Source organism: Bacillus cereus group sp. BfR-BA-01379, assembly GCF_022663605.1.
Taxonomy (GTDB): domain Bacteria; phylum Bacillota; class Bacilli; order Bacillales; family Bacillaceae_G; genus Bacillus_A; species Bacillus_A mobilis.
This window is the reverse complement of record NZ_JAKUFT010000002.1, coordinates 59794-74862: the sequence shown is the minus strand read 5'-3', so window position 1 is coordinate 74862 and position 15069 is coordinate 59794. Positions and strand designations below refer to the sequence as shown.

Here is a 15069-nt window from a genome sequence, read left to right as displayed (position 1 = left end):
CCTGGAAAACCTTAGTAAATTCCAGTTTATTCATATAAAACATGCATATATTCCTCTTTATACATAGCCTTTTAAGCAGATTAAATATTTTTCCGCCAACGATATACAACGCTTTCATAATAATTAAAAATAAAAGACACGGGACCGTGTCTTTTATTTTTTAATCTTGAAGATTTGAATCTTCCGTGTCTTCCACACCAGAGTCTTCACCAATTCCGTGATGATCACGAACAAAGAATGCAATTTCTTCTCTTAAATCCGTATTCTCTTTTAAGAATTGCTTCGAATTTTCACGACCTTGTCCTAAACGCTCTTCATTATAAGAGTACCAAGCACCACTTTTTTGAACGATATCAAGTTCAGAAGCCATATCTAAGATTTCACCTTCTCTTGAAATACCTTCTCCATACATAATATCAACTTCAGCAACACGGAATGGTGGTGCTACTTTATTCTTAACTACTTTTACTTTCGTTTTATTACCAACGATGTCGTTACCTTGCTTTAATTGCTCCGCACGACGTACTTCAAGACGAACTGTTGAATAGAATTTCAACGCACGACCACCTGGAGTTGTTTCTGGGTTCCCGAACATAACCCCAACTTTTTCACGAATTTGGTTAATAAAGATTGCGATTGTTTTTGATTTATTGATTGCACCTGAAAGTTTACGAAGTGCTTGAGACATTAAACGAGCTTGTAAACCTACGTGTGAGTCTCCCATGTCTCCTTCAATCTCAGCTTTCGGTACAAGAGCTGCTACAGAGTCAATTACGATAATATCAACCGCACCGCTTCGTACAAGTGCTTCTGCGATTTCTAGTCCTTGCTCCCCTGTATCAGGTTGTGATAATAGTAATTCATCTATGTTAACGCCTAATTTTTGTGCATATACAGGATCCATCGCATGCTCCGCATCAATGAACGCTGCTTGTCCACCTTGACGCTGTACTTCAGCGATTGCGTGTAATGAAACTGTTGTTTTACCTGAACTTTCAGGTCCGTAAATTTCAATAATACGGCCACGTGGGTATCCGCCTACCCCTAGTGCCACATCAAGTGCTAAAGAACCACTTGAAATTGTAGAAACTCTACGCTCCGCTTGTTCTCCTAATTTCATAATTGAACCTTTACCAAATTGCTTCTCTATTTGTTTTAACGCCATATCTAATGCCGCTTGACGATCACTCATTCAAAATTCCTCCTTAACTGAATTGCTAATCTCATTATACCTATTTTCAATTCAATTTGCCAACAAAAATCGAACATTTATTCGATTTTTTTATTTTCCATTAAATAAAACTGCATTTAAGCATTAAAAAAAGCTAGAAGAGAATCATATCTCTTCTAGCTTTTTATATAAATGATAAAATCCATATTTCACCGAACGTTCCCTAATTTGTTGACGACTTCCACTTAAATTAAGAGGAAAGACTACAGTTGGTTCATCCTTCATCGCCAATCCAACGAATACTGTTCCCGGCTCTTTATGTTCTGAAGCATCCGGTCCTGCTACCCCAGTGAAACTAATTCCGATATCTGCTTTTAATAGACCCTTAACATTTTCAGCAAGATAACGAGCACATTCTTTACTTACTGCACCATCAGTAGATAACACTCCCTCAGGTACATGTAAAACATATTGCTTCACATCATTATGATAACAAATGACACCGCCTTTAAATACTGAAGACACACCAGCACTTTCTGTTACTTGATTCCCGAAGAGTCCACCGGTTAAACTTTCTGCACACGCTAAAGTTAATTCTTTTTTCTTCAATAACTCTATCGCCTTATCATGCAGAAACTCTTGATCATACCCGTAGAAAAATTCTCCTACTCTTTCTAAAATCAAATCTTCCATATGCTGAATGAGTTTCGCCGCTTCATCAGCATTTTGATGTTTGGCAGTTAAACGTAGTGTCACTTCTCCATCATTCGCAAGGGGGGCAATTGTCGGATTCGTTTGTCCATCAATTAAATCTTGAACTTTCACTTCTAATTGAGATTCCCCAATCCCGAAGAAGCGAAGCACACGAGAATAAATGTTTTCTCCTGTTGTAAAGTTACGTAAAAAAGGCTCTACATAACTTATATACATCGGCTTCATCTCTTTCGGTGGTCCTGGTAATAAAATATAAACTTTCCCGTTCTTATTTAACCCCATACCAGGTGCCATGCCGTGATCATTCGCAAATACAGTTGATCCATTCAAAACGAGCGCCTGCTTTTTATTATTCTCTGTGAACTCGCGACCTGTACGCTTAAAGTACTCGCTTATCGATGCTAATGCCAGTTCATCATACACTAGCTCTCCACCCAAACTAGAAGATATCGTTTCTTTCGTCAAATCATCTTTTGTCGGGCCTAACCCACCTGTGAAAATAAGCATGTCAGCACGTTCTTCCGCAACTTCAATCGCCTGCTGTAATCGCTTGTTATTATCTCCAACTACAGTATGGTAGTACACATTAATTCCAATTGAAGCTAACTTTTCAGATAAAAACTGGGCATTTGTATTTGCAATTTGTCCAAGTAATAATTCAGTTCCAACCGCAATAATTTCAGCATTCATCCTAATCCCCCCATAAACTTCTATTTTGAGTTTACAAAAGCAGCTCTATTTTTCCAGAAATAATCCCACCCTGAAATAACAGTAAAGAATAATGCAATCCATATAAAGATATCAGCAACTGGGATATGGATTAAATTTAAAGGTACATCGTGTAATAAATACGCTGCAATCGCAATAATTTGTGTCCACGTCTTAATTTTTCCTAACTGATTTGCTGCCACTACTTCTCCTGTTCCAGCAAGTACAAGGCGTAAACCTGTTACTGCAAACTCACGGCTTATAATTACAATAACGATCCAAGCAGGTACGTATTGCATCTCCACTAACGTGATAAGTGCTGCTGAAACAAGTAATTTATCAGCTAACGGATCAAGGAACTTCCCTAAATTCGTTACAAGATTATACTTTCTTGCGTAATATCCATCAATCCAATCTGTAGCCGAAGCAATAATAAAGATAAGTGCCCCTACTAAATGTTGAATTGGTAAATCAACATCACCAATTGTGTATGAACCCCAATCAAAGGGCGCTAACATAATTACCATAAAAATTGGAATTAAGAAGATTCTAGATATTGTAATTTTATTTGGTAAATTCACAGCTATTCCTCCATCATATCAAAAACATTTGTTCATTGAAAAAAGTCATCGAAGCGATGACTGTTATTGTGCAGGTTGCTCTATCCCTTGGTTTTTTATCACCAATCTTTGGTGAAGTTCTTTTTCTGGATCCAATGGATAAGCGACCACTTGGCCATTCAGTTTAACTTCAATATTCGTTGCATTTCCAATATTAAGTCGCACTTCTTTTAATGTTGATACATCATGTTTTTCTATTTGACCCTCTTGTACTGTAGTGTTTAGAATTACCTTCCCCGCATCATCTTTAACATCTACATAACTCGCACCTTTACCCGATATTTCCAGTTCTAATGTTTTATTATTATGAATTTCCAAAGTAGATACTTTACCAGTTGTCCCAACTACTTTCACTTCTTGTTGACCAGTTGGCTGTGCTGGTTGTTCCTCTTTCTTTGGCTCTTCTTTCTTTGGTTCCTCTTTTTTAGGCTCTTCCGCTTTCACTTCATCTTTCTTTGTATCTAACGGAGAGTTTTCTGCTTTTTTAACCTCAATTTTTTCACTTTGAGCGTTCGGAACTTTCTCATCACCTTTTCCAGTTAACGCTTGGAAAACAAACCAAATTACCACTCCAAATGCGATTACTAACAACGCAACTAAAATTTTCGGCATATGATCTGCAATTGGCCATGATGAAGATTTTTGCATTGTTTCTTGTGTTTTTTGTCCTGTTGATACTTGTGGAACATCGCGTTTTTCAGATTGTGGTATCGTACTCTGATATTCTACAAGCAGTTCCTCTCCACTTAATCCAACCGCATCTGCGTATTGTTTAATGAATGCACGCGCATAAAAAGCTCCTGGCAATACATCATAATTGCCTTCCTCAATCGCTACTAAATGGCGCTTTTGAATTTTTGTAATCTCATGCAGCTGATCAATAGACAAGCCTTTCGTTCCTCTTGCTTCTTTCAGCTTTTGTCCTAATTCTGTCACTACTAACACCTCAATATTTCTTTAAAAGTCAAACATAGAGAAATTATTTTGCGTACCTTGCTCAATTTCATCTACTAAATTATATTGAATTTCTTCATCATAATCGTTACGCAACTCGATAATATAATCAAAATCATCCAATGTGTATTCTGACTGACTCACAAATACGTCAGGATGTTCCACAACTTTCGTTGCAGGTAATCTCATAATTTCACGAACAAGCTGCCAATGCCTTTCGTTAGCACGCTTTGTTGACACGATCCCATCTAAGATGAAAATATTGTCGTCGCTATACTCATCTTCAATCAATTGACTACGAACAGTTTGCTTAATAAGAGTAGATGATACAAATAACCATCTTTTATTTGCACAAACACTTGCGGCAACAATGGATTCCGTTTTTCCGACACGAGGCATTCCTCGTATCCCGATTAGTTTATGACCTTCTTTTTTCATGATTTCAGCCATAAAGTCTACAAGTAACCCTAATTCATCACGTACAAATCGAAATGTCTTCTTATCATCCGCATCTCGTTGTATGTACCTACCATGTCTAACCGCTAGCTTATCTCTTAGCTTTGGCGGACGATATTTCGTTACCGTTATGTTATCCATCGTATTTAAAATTGATTCAAGTCTAGAGATTTGCTCTTGATTATCACACATAAGGAGTAATCCACGTCGTGCATTATCTACACCATTAATTGTGACAATATTAATGCCGAGCATACCGATTAACGAAGAAACGTCACCAAGCAAGCCAGGTCGGTTTTTATGTATTTCATATTCAAAATACCATTCAATCATCCAAGATCACTCCCCTTGCTTACTTTACACCTACGTACTATATTATATGATTTCACCTTAATAGGGAAGCTAAATGTATAATCTAACCCGCGTTATTATTATACAAAAAAAATAGAGAGGAGAATCTCCTCTCTATTTTTTACTTATGTTGTACAAACTTCACCATCAAGTTTGCGATTGTATGTTGCTCTTGTTCATCAGCAACTTTCCAAAGCTCAGACAATAATTTCTCTTGATCGTTACGCGCTTCTACTTCATTTGCTAAATAATCTCCAACACGAAATGCCATATCTGATACAGCACCGCCATCAAGACCTTTTCCTGATGCCTGTTCTAATCGTTCTCCTAAAAAGCTCTTCCATTGATCAAAATTATCTAAAACTGACATGTATAAGCACCTCACTACTTAGTAATAGAATCATACTTAATTTGTACAGTTTTTTATTTTTTATGTAACAATTTTTTAGCAATGCCAACCGCCATTTACTCCGATAATTTGTCCCGTTATGTAAGATGCACCTGGCGATACGAGGAATGACACTGTTTTCGCTACTTCTTCTGGTAATCCTAACCTGCCTAACGGAATCTCTTCAGCAATTCCATTCTTATCCTCTTCTGAAAATACATATAACATTTCCGTTTCAATCGCACCTGGTGCCACCGCGTTAACCCTTAATCCACTTAATGAAACTTCTTTTGCTAAAGCTTTCACATATGAATTTTGTGCACCTTTTACCATCGAGTAAAGCACTTCACATGATGCACCAATTTGGCCCCATATAGACGAAATAAGTACAATATTGCCGCTTCTCCGCTGAATCATAGATGGCAATGCCATTGATAATAGTTTATAGATGCTCTTCACTTGAAGTTCTACCATATTATTCAATTCATCGTTCGTCACATCTGTTACGAGTCCAAATATACTCTTCCCAGCTGCATATACGATAACATCAAGAGGCTGTTCAATTTGTTCCCACAATTGCTCTGCTCCATCAGCAGAAGCTAAATTGGCTTGAACAGGAATCACTTCACCCCATTCTTTCTGCAACTCATTCACTTTCTCTTCACCGTTATTATAATGAACATATACTGTATATCCATCTTGAATTAATTGTTTTGAAATAGCAGAGCCAATCCCTCCGCTGCCTCCAGTTACTAATGCATATTTTTTCATAAATTCCCTCTCTTATCTTTACAAACTCATTTTCATACAACTAAATAATACCCTCATCTTATCATTTCTCTATGATAAGATGAGGGTATTTTTATAAAACCTTTTATTTCTTCGGTAAAACCTGACAAACGCTCATTCTTTCTTCTGATAATAATGTTTTCGCTACTTCTTGTAAATCTTGAACAGTTAACCCTTCTAATACCGTTAATGCTTCAAACAAACTTGATTCATTAAATGCATATCGTGTAAACTGATTTGCAATATATTCCGGTGAATTCAAGGAGCGTAAAAAGCCACCTATTTTCTTTTTCTTTACTCGTTCTAATGCCGACTCATCTAATTGATCATAATTGGTATTTAATAAAATACCTTTCAAACGCTCTTCTAGCTCATCAGGTTGCTTCGTATCGCCGCCTACCATTGCAAAACCGAAGTTATTCTCTTCTGTATAATCATACGAGAACGAATCATCAATTAGTCCTTCATTATATAAAGATTCGTAATGAACGGAGCTTTTTCCAAATAAATAATCTAAAAGTAACGTAAGCGCAATTTCTTGTTTTAAAAGAGCGTTCCCTTTTTCTTTTAAATTCGTCGCTTTAATACCGACTAAACACTTCGGTGTTTGTACAGGCATTGAAATAATTTTCTTCTTTTCATTTACCGTATCTGGTTCTTCTTCAAATGAACGTACAATTTCCGGCTGATTTTTATAATCTTTTTTCGCTTGATTTTCACGTACTAAATCCATTGTTTTCTCTGGATCAATTGCCCCCACAACAAATAGTAACATATTGCTCGGATGATAAAACGTTTCATAACATTCATATAATAGGTCTTTCGTAATTTTACTAATAGACTCGATTGTCCCTGCAATATCAATTTTAATTGGGTGTTTTACAAACAAGCTATCAATTAATCCAAAGTATAAGCGCCAATCCGGATTATCTTGATACATTTGAATTTCTTGCCCGATAATCCCCTTCTCTTTCTCAACTGTTTTTTCAGAAAAGTAAGGTTCTTGTACGAAGTTTAACAATGTATTTAAATTTTGTTCTACATTTGATGTACATGAAAAAAGGTAAGCTGTTCTTGTGAAAGATGTGAAAGCATTTGCCGATGCTCCTTGCTTACTAAACAATTGGAAAGCATCATGATCTTCTTTTTCAAATAATTTATGCTCAAGAAAATGAGCAATTCCATCAGGTACACGAATCATTTCTTCTTTACCTAATGGTACGAATGTATTATCCATAGAACCATATTTTGTCGTAAACGTTGCAAATGTTTTATTAAATCCTTGCTTCGGTAAAATATATACATCTAATCCATTAGGAAGTTTTTCATAATAGAGTGTCTCTTTTAATTGCTCATAAACAATTTTCTCCATTTATTCTCCCTCCGTTCCTTGTAAAAAGTAAATTGTATCTAGTTCAATATTTTTAGCAACTTTCACTATCTCTTCTTTCGTCACACTTTCAATGCCTGTAAGCCATTCTTCAACCGGACGCGTACGCTCTGAAATAATACCATGATACAGCATTTCCACAAATCCACGCGGTGTATCAATCGCCTCTAATATTTGATTTTGAATGACACTTTTCGTTTGGTGCATCTCTTCTTCAGAAAAATCACCATTTTGCATCGCTAACATTTGTTCTTTAATAATCTCAACAGCTTTTTCATAATTTTTCGCTTCAATTCCTGACATGACAAATAATAAGCCTTTATGACTTTCAAAGCGGGATGCTGCATAGTACGCTAAACTATTTTTTTCACGGACGTTAACGAATAACTTCGAATGAGAAAATCCTCCAAACAGCCCATTGAACAATTGCAGTGCAAAATAATCTTCGTCTTTATACGTAATAAACGTACGATAACCGATGTGTAATTTACTTTGTTTTAATTCTTGTTTTTCTACAACTTCTTTTTCTTCATTATTTCTCTTATGAAGAAGTACATTTCTTTCTCTCGCAGAACGCGCTGAAATAGAAAAATACTTACTTACAAGATCCACTGCATTTTCTGAAATATCACCAATAATGTATAGATCCATTTCATCTTCCGCTAACACTTTTTGATAATATTGATACAAACTTTCATTTGTAATAGAAGAAACACTCTCTTTTTTCCCATTTGCACTTAAACGATATGGTTCTACTTTACACATTTCTTCAATTAAACGCTCGTTTGCATAGCGCATTTTATCATCATACGTAGCTTCAATTCGTTGCAAGAGCGCGCGTTTTTCACTTTCTACGATAGAAGGTAGAAAACCGTTCCCCTCTGTCGCTGGATGTAAAACTATATCCGATAACATAGAAAGTGCTTTTTCAAATAACGGTGGCGCATCATGTAAATATACTTCATTTGCAATGTCCACATAAATAGAGATAATATGGTCTTCACCTTTTTTACTTACATCTACTGCCAAAGAAGATCCGTATAATTCTTCTAAATATTGACGAAGACGAATTACAGAAGGAAGCTTTTCTGTCGCACTTTGTAATACGTATGGCAATAGGGCACGCTCTGTCACCGTCTCCTCATTTAAAGGTGCTTTCAAACGAAATACAAAAGTATTTGTTTTATATTTATCTGTTGGAATAATATGTACTCGTAAACCACCTAACTCATGTAGCTGTTGTTCCATTAGTTTCATTTATAGCCCTCCTTTACGTATGTAGGAATATTCCTCTTCAATATACAGTTTTTAGAAATGAAAAATCAACTTTTCTTCCTCACTATACTTACATTAGGCTCTTTCTAAAAACTTTCATTTGTAAGGAACATCGTAAAATTCCGTATTAAATATAGTCTATGTAAAAAAGCCCGCACTAATGTGCGAGCTTTTTTTTATACTTATCGTTTTCCTTTTTCATAAGGTGTTCCTAATGCTTTCGGAGCTTCAGAACGACCTACAAAACCAACAAGTGCTAATATTGTAAATACATACGGTAATATCGTTAATAAAACACTCGGAATTTGATCTAATACAGGAATTGTTCCACCTGTTACACTTAACGATTGTGCAAAACCAAAGAATAGCGCTGCACCTAATGCACCTAGTGGATTCCACTTTCCAAAGATCATAGCAGCTAACGCTAAGAAACCTTGTCCAGTAATAGTTGCCCCTGAGAAGTTATTAGAAATTGACATTGCAAAAATTGCTCCACCAATTCCAGCAAACACACCTGATATACAAACACCAATATAGCGCATTTTATATACGTTAATCCCCATCGTATCAGCTGCCATTGGATGCTCACCAACCGCACGAAGACGAAGACCGAACGGTGTTTTATAAATAACATACCAAACAACGAATGCTAAAATAATAGCAATATACGACGTTATCGGTACGTTCGAGAAGAATATCTTCCCTAAAACCGGAATATCCGAAAGGCCTGGAATATCAATCTTTTCAATACGGTACTGAATAAAGTCAGTCTGTCCTTTATCAAAAATCTTCTTAATTGCAAATACCGTTAATCCAAGAGATAAGAAGTTAATCGCTACACCACTTACAACTTGATCCGCTCGGAATGTAATAGATGCTACCGCATGAAGTAATGCAAATAATCCACTACCAATTGCCGCAAATAATAACGCAATCCACGGAGTCATCGTTCCCCATGTATCACCCATTAATAAGTTTGTAACAACTCCAATAAATGCACCAAATAGCATTAGTCCTTCTAATCCGATATTTACAACACCTGATCGTTCACTAAATACACCACCTAGTGCTGTAAAAATTATAGGTGCTGATGTATATAATGTACCCGTCACAAGAATGGCTAATATATCTAAAAAGCTCATTTATTTCCCCTCCTTGCTCATGCGTGTAAGCGCCCATCTTAACACATAACTACATGCAACAAAGAAGATGATACATGCAATAATCACATTAATAAGCTCTGATGGTACATCTGCCTCAAAGTTCATTTGAGGGGAAGCACTTTTCAAACCACCAAATAATAAAGCTGAAAGGATAATACCAAACGGATTATTCCCCCCAAGTAAGGCTACGGCAATTCCGTCAAATCCTACTCCTGTAAACGAAGACATTGCTGTCATACTTTGGAATGTTCCTAACCCTTCCATCGCACCACCAATCCCCGCAAATGCACCAGCAATTGTCATAGAGAATACTACATTGCGAGAAACTTTCATACCGGCATATTGGGAAGCATGTTGATTAAATCCTACCGACTTTAATTCATACCCTAAAGTTGTTCGATCTAATAAGAACCACATTAAAATAGCGATTAAAATTGCTACAACAATTCCCCAGTGAAGGCGCGAACCATCAGTGATGGCAGCAAGCCAGTCTGAAGATAATGACGCGCTCGCTTTGATGTCGTACGTTTTATCATTACCCTCGTGCAAGAAACGCTTAATAATGTCATATGTTACGTATAACGCAATATAGTTCATCATAATTGTTACAATAACTTCATTAACTTGAAATTTCCCCTTTAAATATCCAGGGATGAAACCCCAAATCCCACCTACCAATGCTGCAAATAAAATAGATAACGGAATGTGAAGAACAGCTGGTAGCGAAACTGCATAACCGAACCAAACAGCTGCAAGCCAACCAACTAGTAATTGACCCTCTACCCCGATATTAAATAAACCTGTACGAAATGCAAACGCCACTGATAAGCCGGCAAGAATAAGTGGAATCATTGTACGAAGCGTTTCACCTATTGCACTTGGGCTACCGAACATTCCTGTCCAAAGTGCACTATAACCAACAATCGGATCATAGCCACTAACTAGCATTACAATTGCTCCGACAAGTAAGCCGAAAATAACGGATAGTACTGGGACTAAAATATTTATCGTTCGTTCTGTTAAAAGTTTTTTAGCCATTTGTACCCACCTGCTCCTTCTTTGTTCCTCCAGCCATTAACAATCCAAGCTGTTGTTCATTCGTTTCTTTCGCATCAACAATTGCTACAATTTTCCCTTCATAAATAACAGCAATTCGGTCACTAACATTTAAGATTTCATCTAACTCTAAAGATAAAAGTAATACACCTTTTCCTTTATCCCTCTGCTCTATTAATCTCTTATGAATAAATTCAATTGCTCCTACATCTAAACCACGTGTTGGCTGTGCCGCGATTAATAAATCTGGATCACGGTCTACTTCACGTGCAATAATCGCTTTTTGTTGATTCCCCCCAGATAAAGCGCGCGCTAACGTTTGCTCACTAGGTGTACGTACATCAAACTGTTCAATAAGTGCCTTTGCTTTTTCTGTAATTTTACTAAAATTTAAAATCCCTTTCTTTGAAAACGGATTTTTATAGTACGTTTGCAGCACTATATTATCTCTAACAGAAAAATCAAGAACAAGGCCGTGTTTATGACGATCTTCTGGAATATGACCAATTCCTTCTTCCGTTATCCTTCTAACAGGCCAATTTGTTATTTCTTTTCCTTTAATTGCAATAGAACCTGACTCAACTTTTCGTAAACCAGTAATTGCTTCTATCAATTCACTTTGTCCGTTTCCATCAATCCCTGCAATTCCAACAATTTCCCCCGCACGAACAGTTAAGTCAAGGCCTTTTACAGCAGGTAGTTGACGTGCATCGTGAACAACAAGATTTGCAATTGAAAGTACCTCTTCTTTTGGCTTCGCGTCTATTTTTTCTGTTTTAAAATTCACTTGACGTCCGACCATTAATTCTGCAAGTTTATTTTCATCCGTATTTGCAACGTCAACCGTTCCAATTCCTTTTCCTTTACGAATAATCGTACAACGATCGCAAACTTCCATAATTTCTTTCAACTTATGTGTAATAAGAACAATAGATTTTCCTTCTTGTACAAGCTTCTTCATAATTTGAATTAGCTCATGAATTTCTTGCGGTGTTAATACAGCTGTCGGTTCATCAAATATTAAAATTTCTGCACCACGGTAAAGTGTTTTTAAAATCTCTACACGCTGCTGCATACCAACTGAAATATCCTGTATTTTCGCATATGGATCTACAGCTAATCCGTATTGTTCAGACAGTTTTTGAATTTCTTTAGCAGCTTCCTCAACAGCAATTTTCCCTTTTTTCTTCGGTTCATTTCCGAGAATAATATTCTCTGTAACTGTAAAATTATGAACAAGCATAAAGTGCTGATGAACCATTCCAATACCAAGGTCATTTGCCACATTTGGATTGGTAATGTTTACAGACTTTCCTTTAATTTTAATTTCACCTTGTTCCGGTTGATACAAACCAAATAGTACATTCATCAATGTGGATTTCCCTGCACCATTTTCTCCAAGTAAAGCATGTATTTCTCCCTGCTTTACTTGCAGCGTAATGTCATCATTCGCTACAATGCCTGGGAATACTTTCGTAATGTTATTCATCTCAATTACGTATTCCATTGTGTTCCTCCTTTTAACAGGGAACATTCCCCTATTACACTATTAACTTATTAAGCAATTTGGAAGTTTTATACATACAAAGGTTAGTTCTATGAACTAACCTTTGCTATTTCTCTATTTATTTTTTTAGAGAAGCTTCATATTCTTTATACTCTTTATCTGTAGCTGGTACTTTAATTTCACCATCTGTAATTTTCTTTTCAAGCTCTTCTACTTTTGTTAAAATTTCAGGGTTAACTTTTTTCACGTTGTCAGTTGTTTTTGCTATACCAACACCGTCATCTTTTAAGCCAAACGCTTCTACTTTACCGCCTTTTAATTTACCATCTTTCGCTTCTTGTGCTACTTTTTCAACAGCGATATCTACACGTTTTACCATTGAAGTTAATGTTACGTTTTCAGGCATACCTTCTTGGTTTTGGTCACGGTCAACACCGATTACCCAAACATTTTCACCTTTTTTCTTACGGTTTTTCGCTTCAGTGAACACGCCATTACCTGTACCACCAGCAGCATGATAAATTACATCTACACCTTGACCATACATTGCTGATGCAAGAACTGTACCTTTTTCAGGTTTATCAAATGCTTCCGCATATTCAGATACGATTTCAATATTTGGATTTACTGCCTTTGCACCAGCTTTAAATCCATTTTCGAATTTACTAATTAAATCACTCTTCATTCCACCAACAAATCCTACTTTATTCGATTTTGTTGACATAGCTGCTACCGCACCCACAAGGAATGATCCTTCATGATCTTTAAATGTAATACTTGTTACGTTTGGTGCATCTACAACAGTATCAACGATTGCGAATTGTTGTTTTGGAGATTCTTTTGCAACTTCTTTAATTGCACCTTCTAATTTATAACCGATTCCGAAAGATAAATCATACTTATCTTTTGAGAATTTCTTTAAGTTCGGAATATAATCTGCTTCTTTTTCAGACTGTAGGTAACGATAATTTGTTTTTTCCTTTAATCCATTATCTTTACCAAACTTTTTCAAACCTTCCCAAGAAGATTGGTTGAATGATTTATCATCAACGCCCCCAACATCTGTTACCATACCAACTTTGAATTCTTTATCTTCTTTCTTGTCACTGCTCGACTTATCCGAGTTACCACATGCACCTAAAACCGTGCTTGCTGCTAATGTTAATGATAATAAAAGACCTGTTTTTTTCTTCATACTAGAAACCCCTCCTGAAATTATATATATATCTTTATTCTTACGCTGCTGTCCCTAACTTCTTGCTGTCACCTCCCTAAAATGGAACTTACCTACATACGTTTTCTTAATACGTGGAAGCTAAACTTGTCAGCTCTAAAGTAATTGATAGAATATAAGATTGGCTCATCATTTTGATCATAGTGCATTTGTTTTAAAACTAGCAGTGCTGTTTCTGGTTCACATTCTAAAATCGGTGAGATTTTCGGATGATAGCCAATTGGCTCAATGTGTGCAACCGCGTATGTGATACGTTTATGCGTATTGTTATGTATCACTGTAAGCAATGATTCTTCGTTGTATCCCGATAAATCCGGCAAGATTTCTTTTGCAAGTTTATCGATACAATATACAACAGGTTCCCCATCTGCTGTACGCACACGCTCAATCATTACTGCATTAAAACCATCGTCACTATTAAACTTCTCTTTTTCTTCTTCTGTTAAACTTGTTGTAGATGATGATAGAAAGATAGTTCCTGGTGTTTTCCCCACACTAGAAATCATATCTGTAATGCTAGAAAGTTGTTCAATCCCAGAAGAAAATAACGGCTTTGCATTTACAAATGTCCCTACACCGTGTCTACGAATGACAACATTTTCTTCTTCTAAAATACGCAGCGCTTCCCTTAAAGTCGCCCTACTTACACCAAGTTCTTTCGCTAAATCAAACTCTGATGGTAACTTCTGTCTTTCTTTGTAAGCTCCATCTTTAATTTTTTCTTTGATGTGATCAATCACCCGTAAATATAGGTGACGACTATCGGATTTTACTGACATAAGACTCCCCCGCATTTCAATTATTCGACCTCTGATGTAAGACTTCTTTTCTCTTTTTTCAACTTACAACATAATAAAAATTGCTAAATACTAAAAATAAGCTTAATTGTCGAATAAATATTAATAATTTTTTAAAATGAAATTTTCACTCTTTACTGCATAAAAAAAACTTTGCACCATAAACATTCCTCATTTCGAGAAAAAGTTCGGCACAAAGATCTCTTACATCCTTTGTTACACACTTTTCCCCTCATAGTCCAGCAATTCATGGTTGCCAGGTAGAAACTTATGGACCTTATCTCCAAGATTATATGAGGCAGTGATTCTTTTCGAAGTAATCTTACCACTTGCTCCCATACGTGTCAACAAAATTTAACATTTTTCTACATTAAATATCGAACATTCATTAAAAACATATTCAAAGCATTCGTATTCTAAAGAACCTCTCTGAATGTAAGCCCTTTCTTAATTACTGAATATAGTATATAACAAAACCAGTATATAAAAAAGCCTA

Annotated in this window: 14 protein-coding genes and 1 riboswitch; all 14 genes read right to left on the bottom strand. The window is 36.1% G+C overall.

The annotated features are described in order from the left end of the window. Positions 1–160: 160 nt before the first annotated feature. Positions 161–1192 carry a recombinase RecA gene (gene recA, locus MR113_RS01330; protein ID WP_063260397.1) on the bottom strand — a complete coding sequence of 344 codons (1032 nt, stop codon included), beginning with the start codon at positions 1190–1192 and terminating at the stop codon, positions 161–163. Positions 1193–1336: 144 nt separating this feature from the next. Beyond that, positions 1337–2575 carry a competence/damage-inducible protein CinA gene (gene cinA / locus MR113_RS01325; protein WP_242250708.1) on the bottom strand — a complete coding sequence of 413 codons (1239 nt, stop codon included), beginning with the start codon at positions 2573–2575 and terminating at the stop codon, positions 1337–1339. A 20-nt stretch (positions 2576–2595) separates the two neighbouring features. Then, a complete protein-coding gene (gene pgsA, locus MR113_RS01320; RefSeq protein ID WP_001052972.1) occupies positions 2596–3174 on the bottom strand; it encodes a CDP-diacylglycerol--glycerol-3-phosphate 3-phosphatidyltransferase in 579 nt (192 codons plus the stop codon). Between the two features lie 63 nt (positions 3175–3237). Next, positions 3238–4149: a helix-turn-helix domain-containing protein gene (locus tag MR113_RS01315; RefSeq protein ID WP_242250707.1), complete on the bottom strand. Its 912-nt coding sequence runs from the start codon at positions 4147–4149 to the stop codon at positions 3238–3240. Between the two features lie 21 nt (positions 4150–4170). Beyond that, complete coding sequence (locus tag MR113_RS01310) at positions 4171–4956, bottom strand: DUF3388 domain-containing protein (RefSeq protein ID WP_000574107.1); 786 nt, start codon at positions 4954–4956, stop codon at positions 4171–4173. Between the two features lie 139 nt (positions 4957–5095). After that, on the bottom strand, positions 5096–5344 hold the full coding sequence (locus tag MR113_RS01305) for a DUF3243 domain-containing protein (RefSeq protein ID WP_000114455.1): 249 nt from the start codon (positions 5342–5344) through the stop codon (positions 5096–5098). A gap of 75 nt (positions 5345–5419) precedes the next feature. After that, positions 5420–6133, bottom strand: coding sequence for an elongation factor P 5-aminopentanone reductase (gene ymfI, locus MR113_RS01300; RefSeq protein ID WP_242250706.1), 714 nt, complete (start codon positions 6131–6133; stop codon positions 5420–5422). Between the two features lie 103 nt (positions 6134–6236). Beyond that, the gene (yfmH, locus tag MR113_RS01295) at positions 6237–7523 is read right to left on the bottom strand and encodes an EF-P 5-aminopentanol modification-associated protein YfmH (protein WP_242250705.1); all 1287 of its coding nucleotides are present in this window, start codon (positions 7521–7523) and stop codon (positions 6237–6239) included. Further along, positions 7524–8798 (bottom strand): EF-P 5-aminopentanol modification-associated protein YfmF, encoded by a 1275-nt coding sequence (gene yfmF, locus MR113_RS01290; protein ID WP_242250704.1) that lies wholly within the window; start codon positions 8796–8798, stop codon positions 7524–7526. A 200-nt stretch (positions 8799–8998) separates the two neighbouring features. Continuing rightward, a complete protein-coding gene (locus MR113_RS01285; protein WP_000008857.1) occupies positions 8999–9958 on the bottom strand; it encodes an ABC transporter permease in 960 nt (319 codons plus the stop codon). Further along, positions 9959–11017, bottom strand: coding sequence for an ABC transporter permease (locus tag MR113_RS01280; protein WP_001085261.1), 1059 nt, complete (start codon positions 11015–11017; stop codon positions 9959–9961). After that, positions 11010–12542, bottom strand: coding sequence for an ABC transporter ATP-binding protein (locus MR113_RS01275; protein ID WP_000456925.1), 1533 nt, complete (start codon positions 12540–12542; stop codon positions 11010–11012). The genes MR113_RS01280 and MR113_RS01275 overlap by 8 nt, the downstream gene beginning before the upstream one ends. A gap of 118 nt (positions 12543–12660) precedes the next feature. Then, on the bottom strand, positions 12661–13737 hold the full coding sequence (locus MR113_RS01270) for a BMP family lipoprotein (RefSeq protein WP_242250703.1): 1077 nt from the start codon (positions 13735–13737) through the stop codon (positions 12661–12663). A gap of 92 nt (positions 13738–13829) precedes the next feature. After that, complete coding sequence (locus MR113_RS01265; protein ID WP_061678186.1) at positions 13830–14555, bottom strand: GntR family transcriptional regulator; 726 nt, start codon at positions 14553–14555, stop codon at positions 13830–13832. A gap of 233 nt (positions 14556–14788) precedes the next feature. After that, a riboswitch (purine riboswitch) is annotated at positions 14789–14890 on the bottom strand. Between the last annotated feature and the right edge of the window lie 179 nt (positions 14891–15069).

Excerpts from the sequence above, each read along its gene's own strand:
- MR113_RS01285 (WP_000008857.1), bottom strand. The coding sequence starts at position 9,958 with ATGAGCTTTTTAGATATATTAGCCATTCTTGTGACGGGTACATTATAT.
- MR113_RS01275 (WP_000456925.1), bottom strand. The coding sequence starts at position 12,542 with ATGGAATACGTAATTGAGATGAATAACATTACGAAAGTATTCCCAGGC.
- MR113_RS01265 (WP_061678186.1), bottom strand. The coding sequence starts at position 14,555 with ATGTCAGTAAAATCCGATAGTCGTCACCTATATTTACGGGTGATTGAT.
- cinA (WP_242250708.1), bottom strand. The coding sequence starts at position 2,575 with ATGAATGCTGAAATTATTGCGGTTGGAACTGAATTATTACTTGGACAA.
- recA (WP_063260397.1), bottom strand. The coding sequence starts at position 1,192 with ATGAGTGATCGTCAAGCGGCATTAGATATGGCGTTAAAACAAATAGAG.
- yfmF (WP_242250704.1), bottom strand. The coding sequence starts at position 8,798 with ATGAAACTAATGGAACAACAGCTACATGAGTTAGGTGGTTTACGAGTA.
- yfmH (WP_242250705.1), bottom strand. The coding sequence starts at position 7,523 with ATGGAGAAAATTGTTTATGAGCAATTAAAAGAGACACTCTATTATGAA.
- MR113_RS01305 (WP_000114455.1), bottom strand. The coding sequence starts at position 5,344 with ATGTCAGTTTTAGATAATTTTGATCAATGGAAGAGCTTTTTAGGAGAA.
- MR113_RS01310 (WP_000574107.1), bottom strand. The coding sequence starts at position 4,956 with ATGATTGAATGGTATTTTGAATATGAAATACATAAAAACCGACCTGGC.
- ymfI (WP_242250706.1), bottom strand. The coding sequence starts at position 6,133 with ATGAAAAAATATGCATTAGTAACTGGAGGCAGCGGAGGGATTGGCTCT.
- MR113_RS01280 (WP_001085261.1), bottom strand. The coding sequence starts at position 11,017 with ATGGCTAAAAAACTTTTAACAGAACGAACGATAAATATTTTAGTCCCA.
- MR113_RS01270 (WP_242250703.1), bottom strand. The coding sequence starts at position 13,737 with ATGAAGAAAAAAACAGGTCTTTTATTATCATTAACATTAGCAGCAAGC.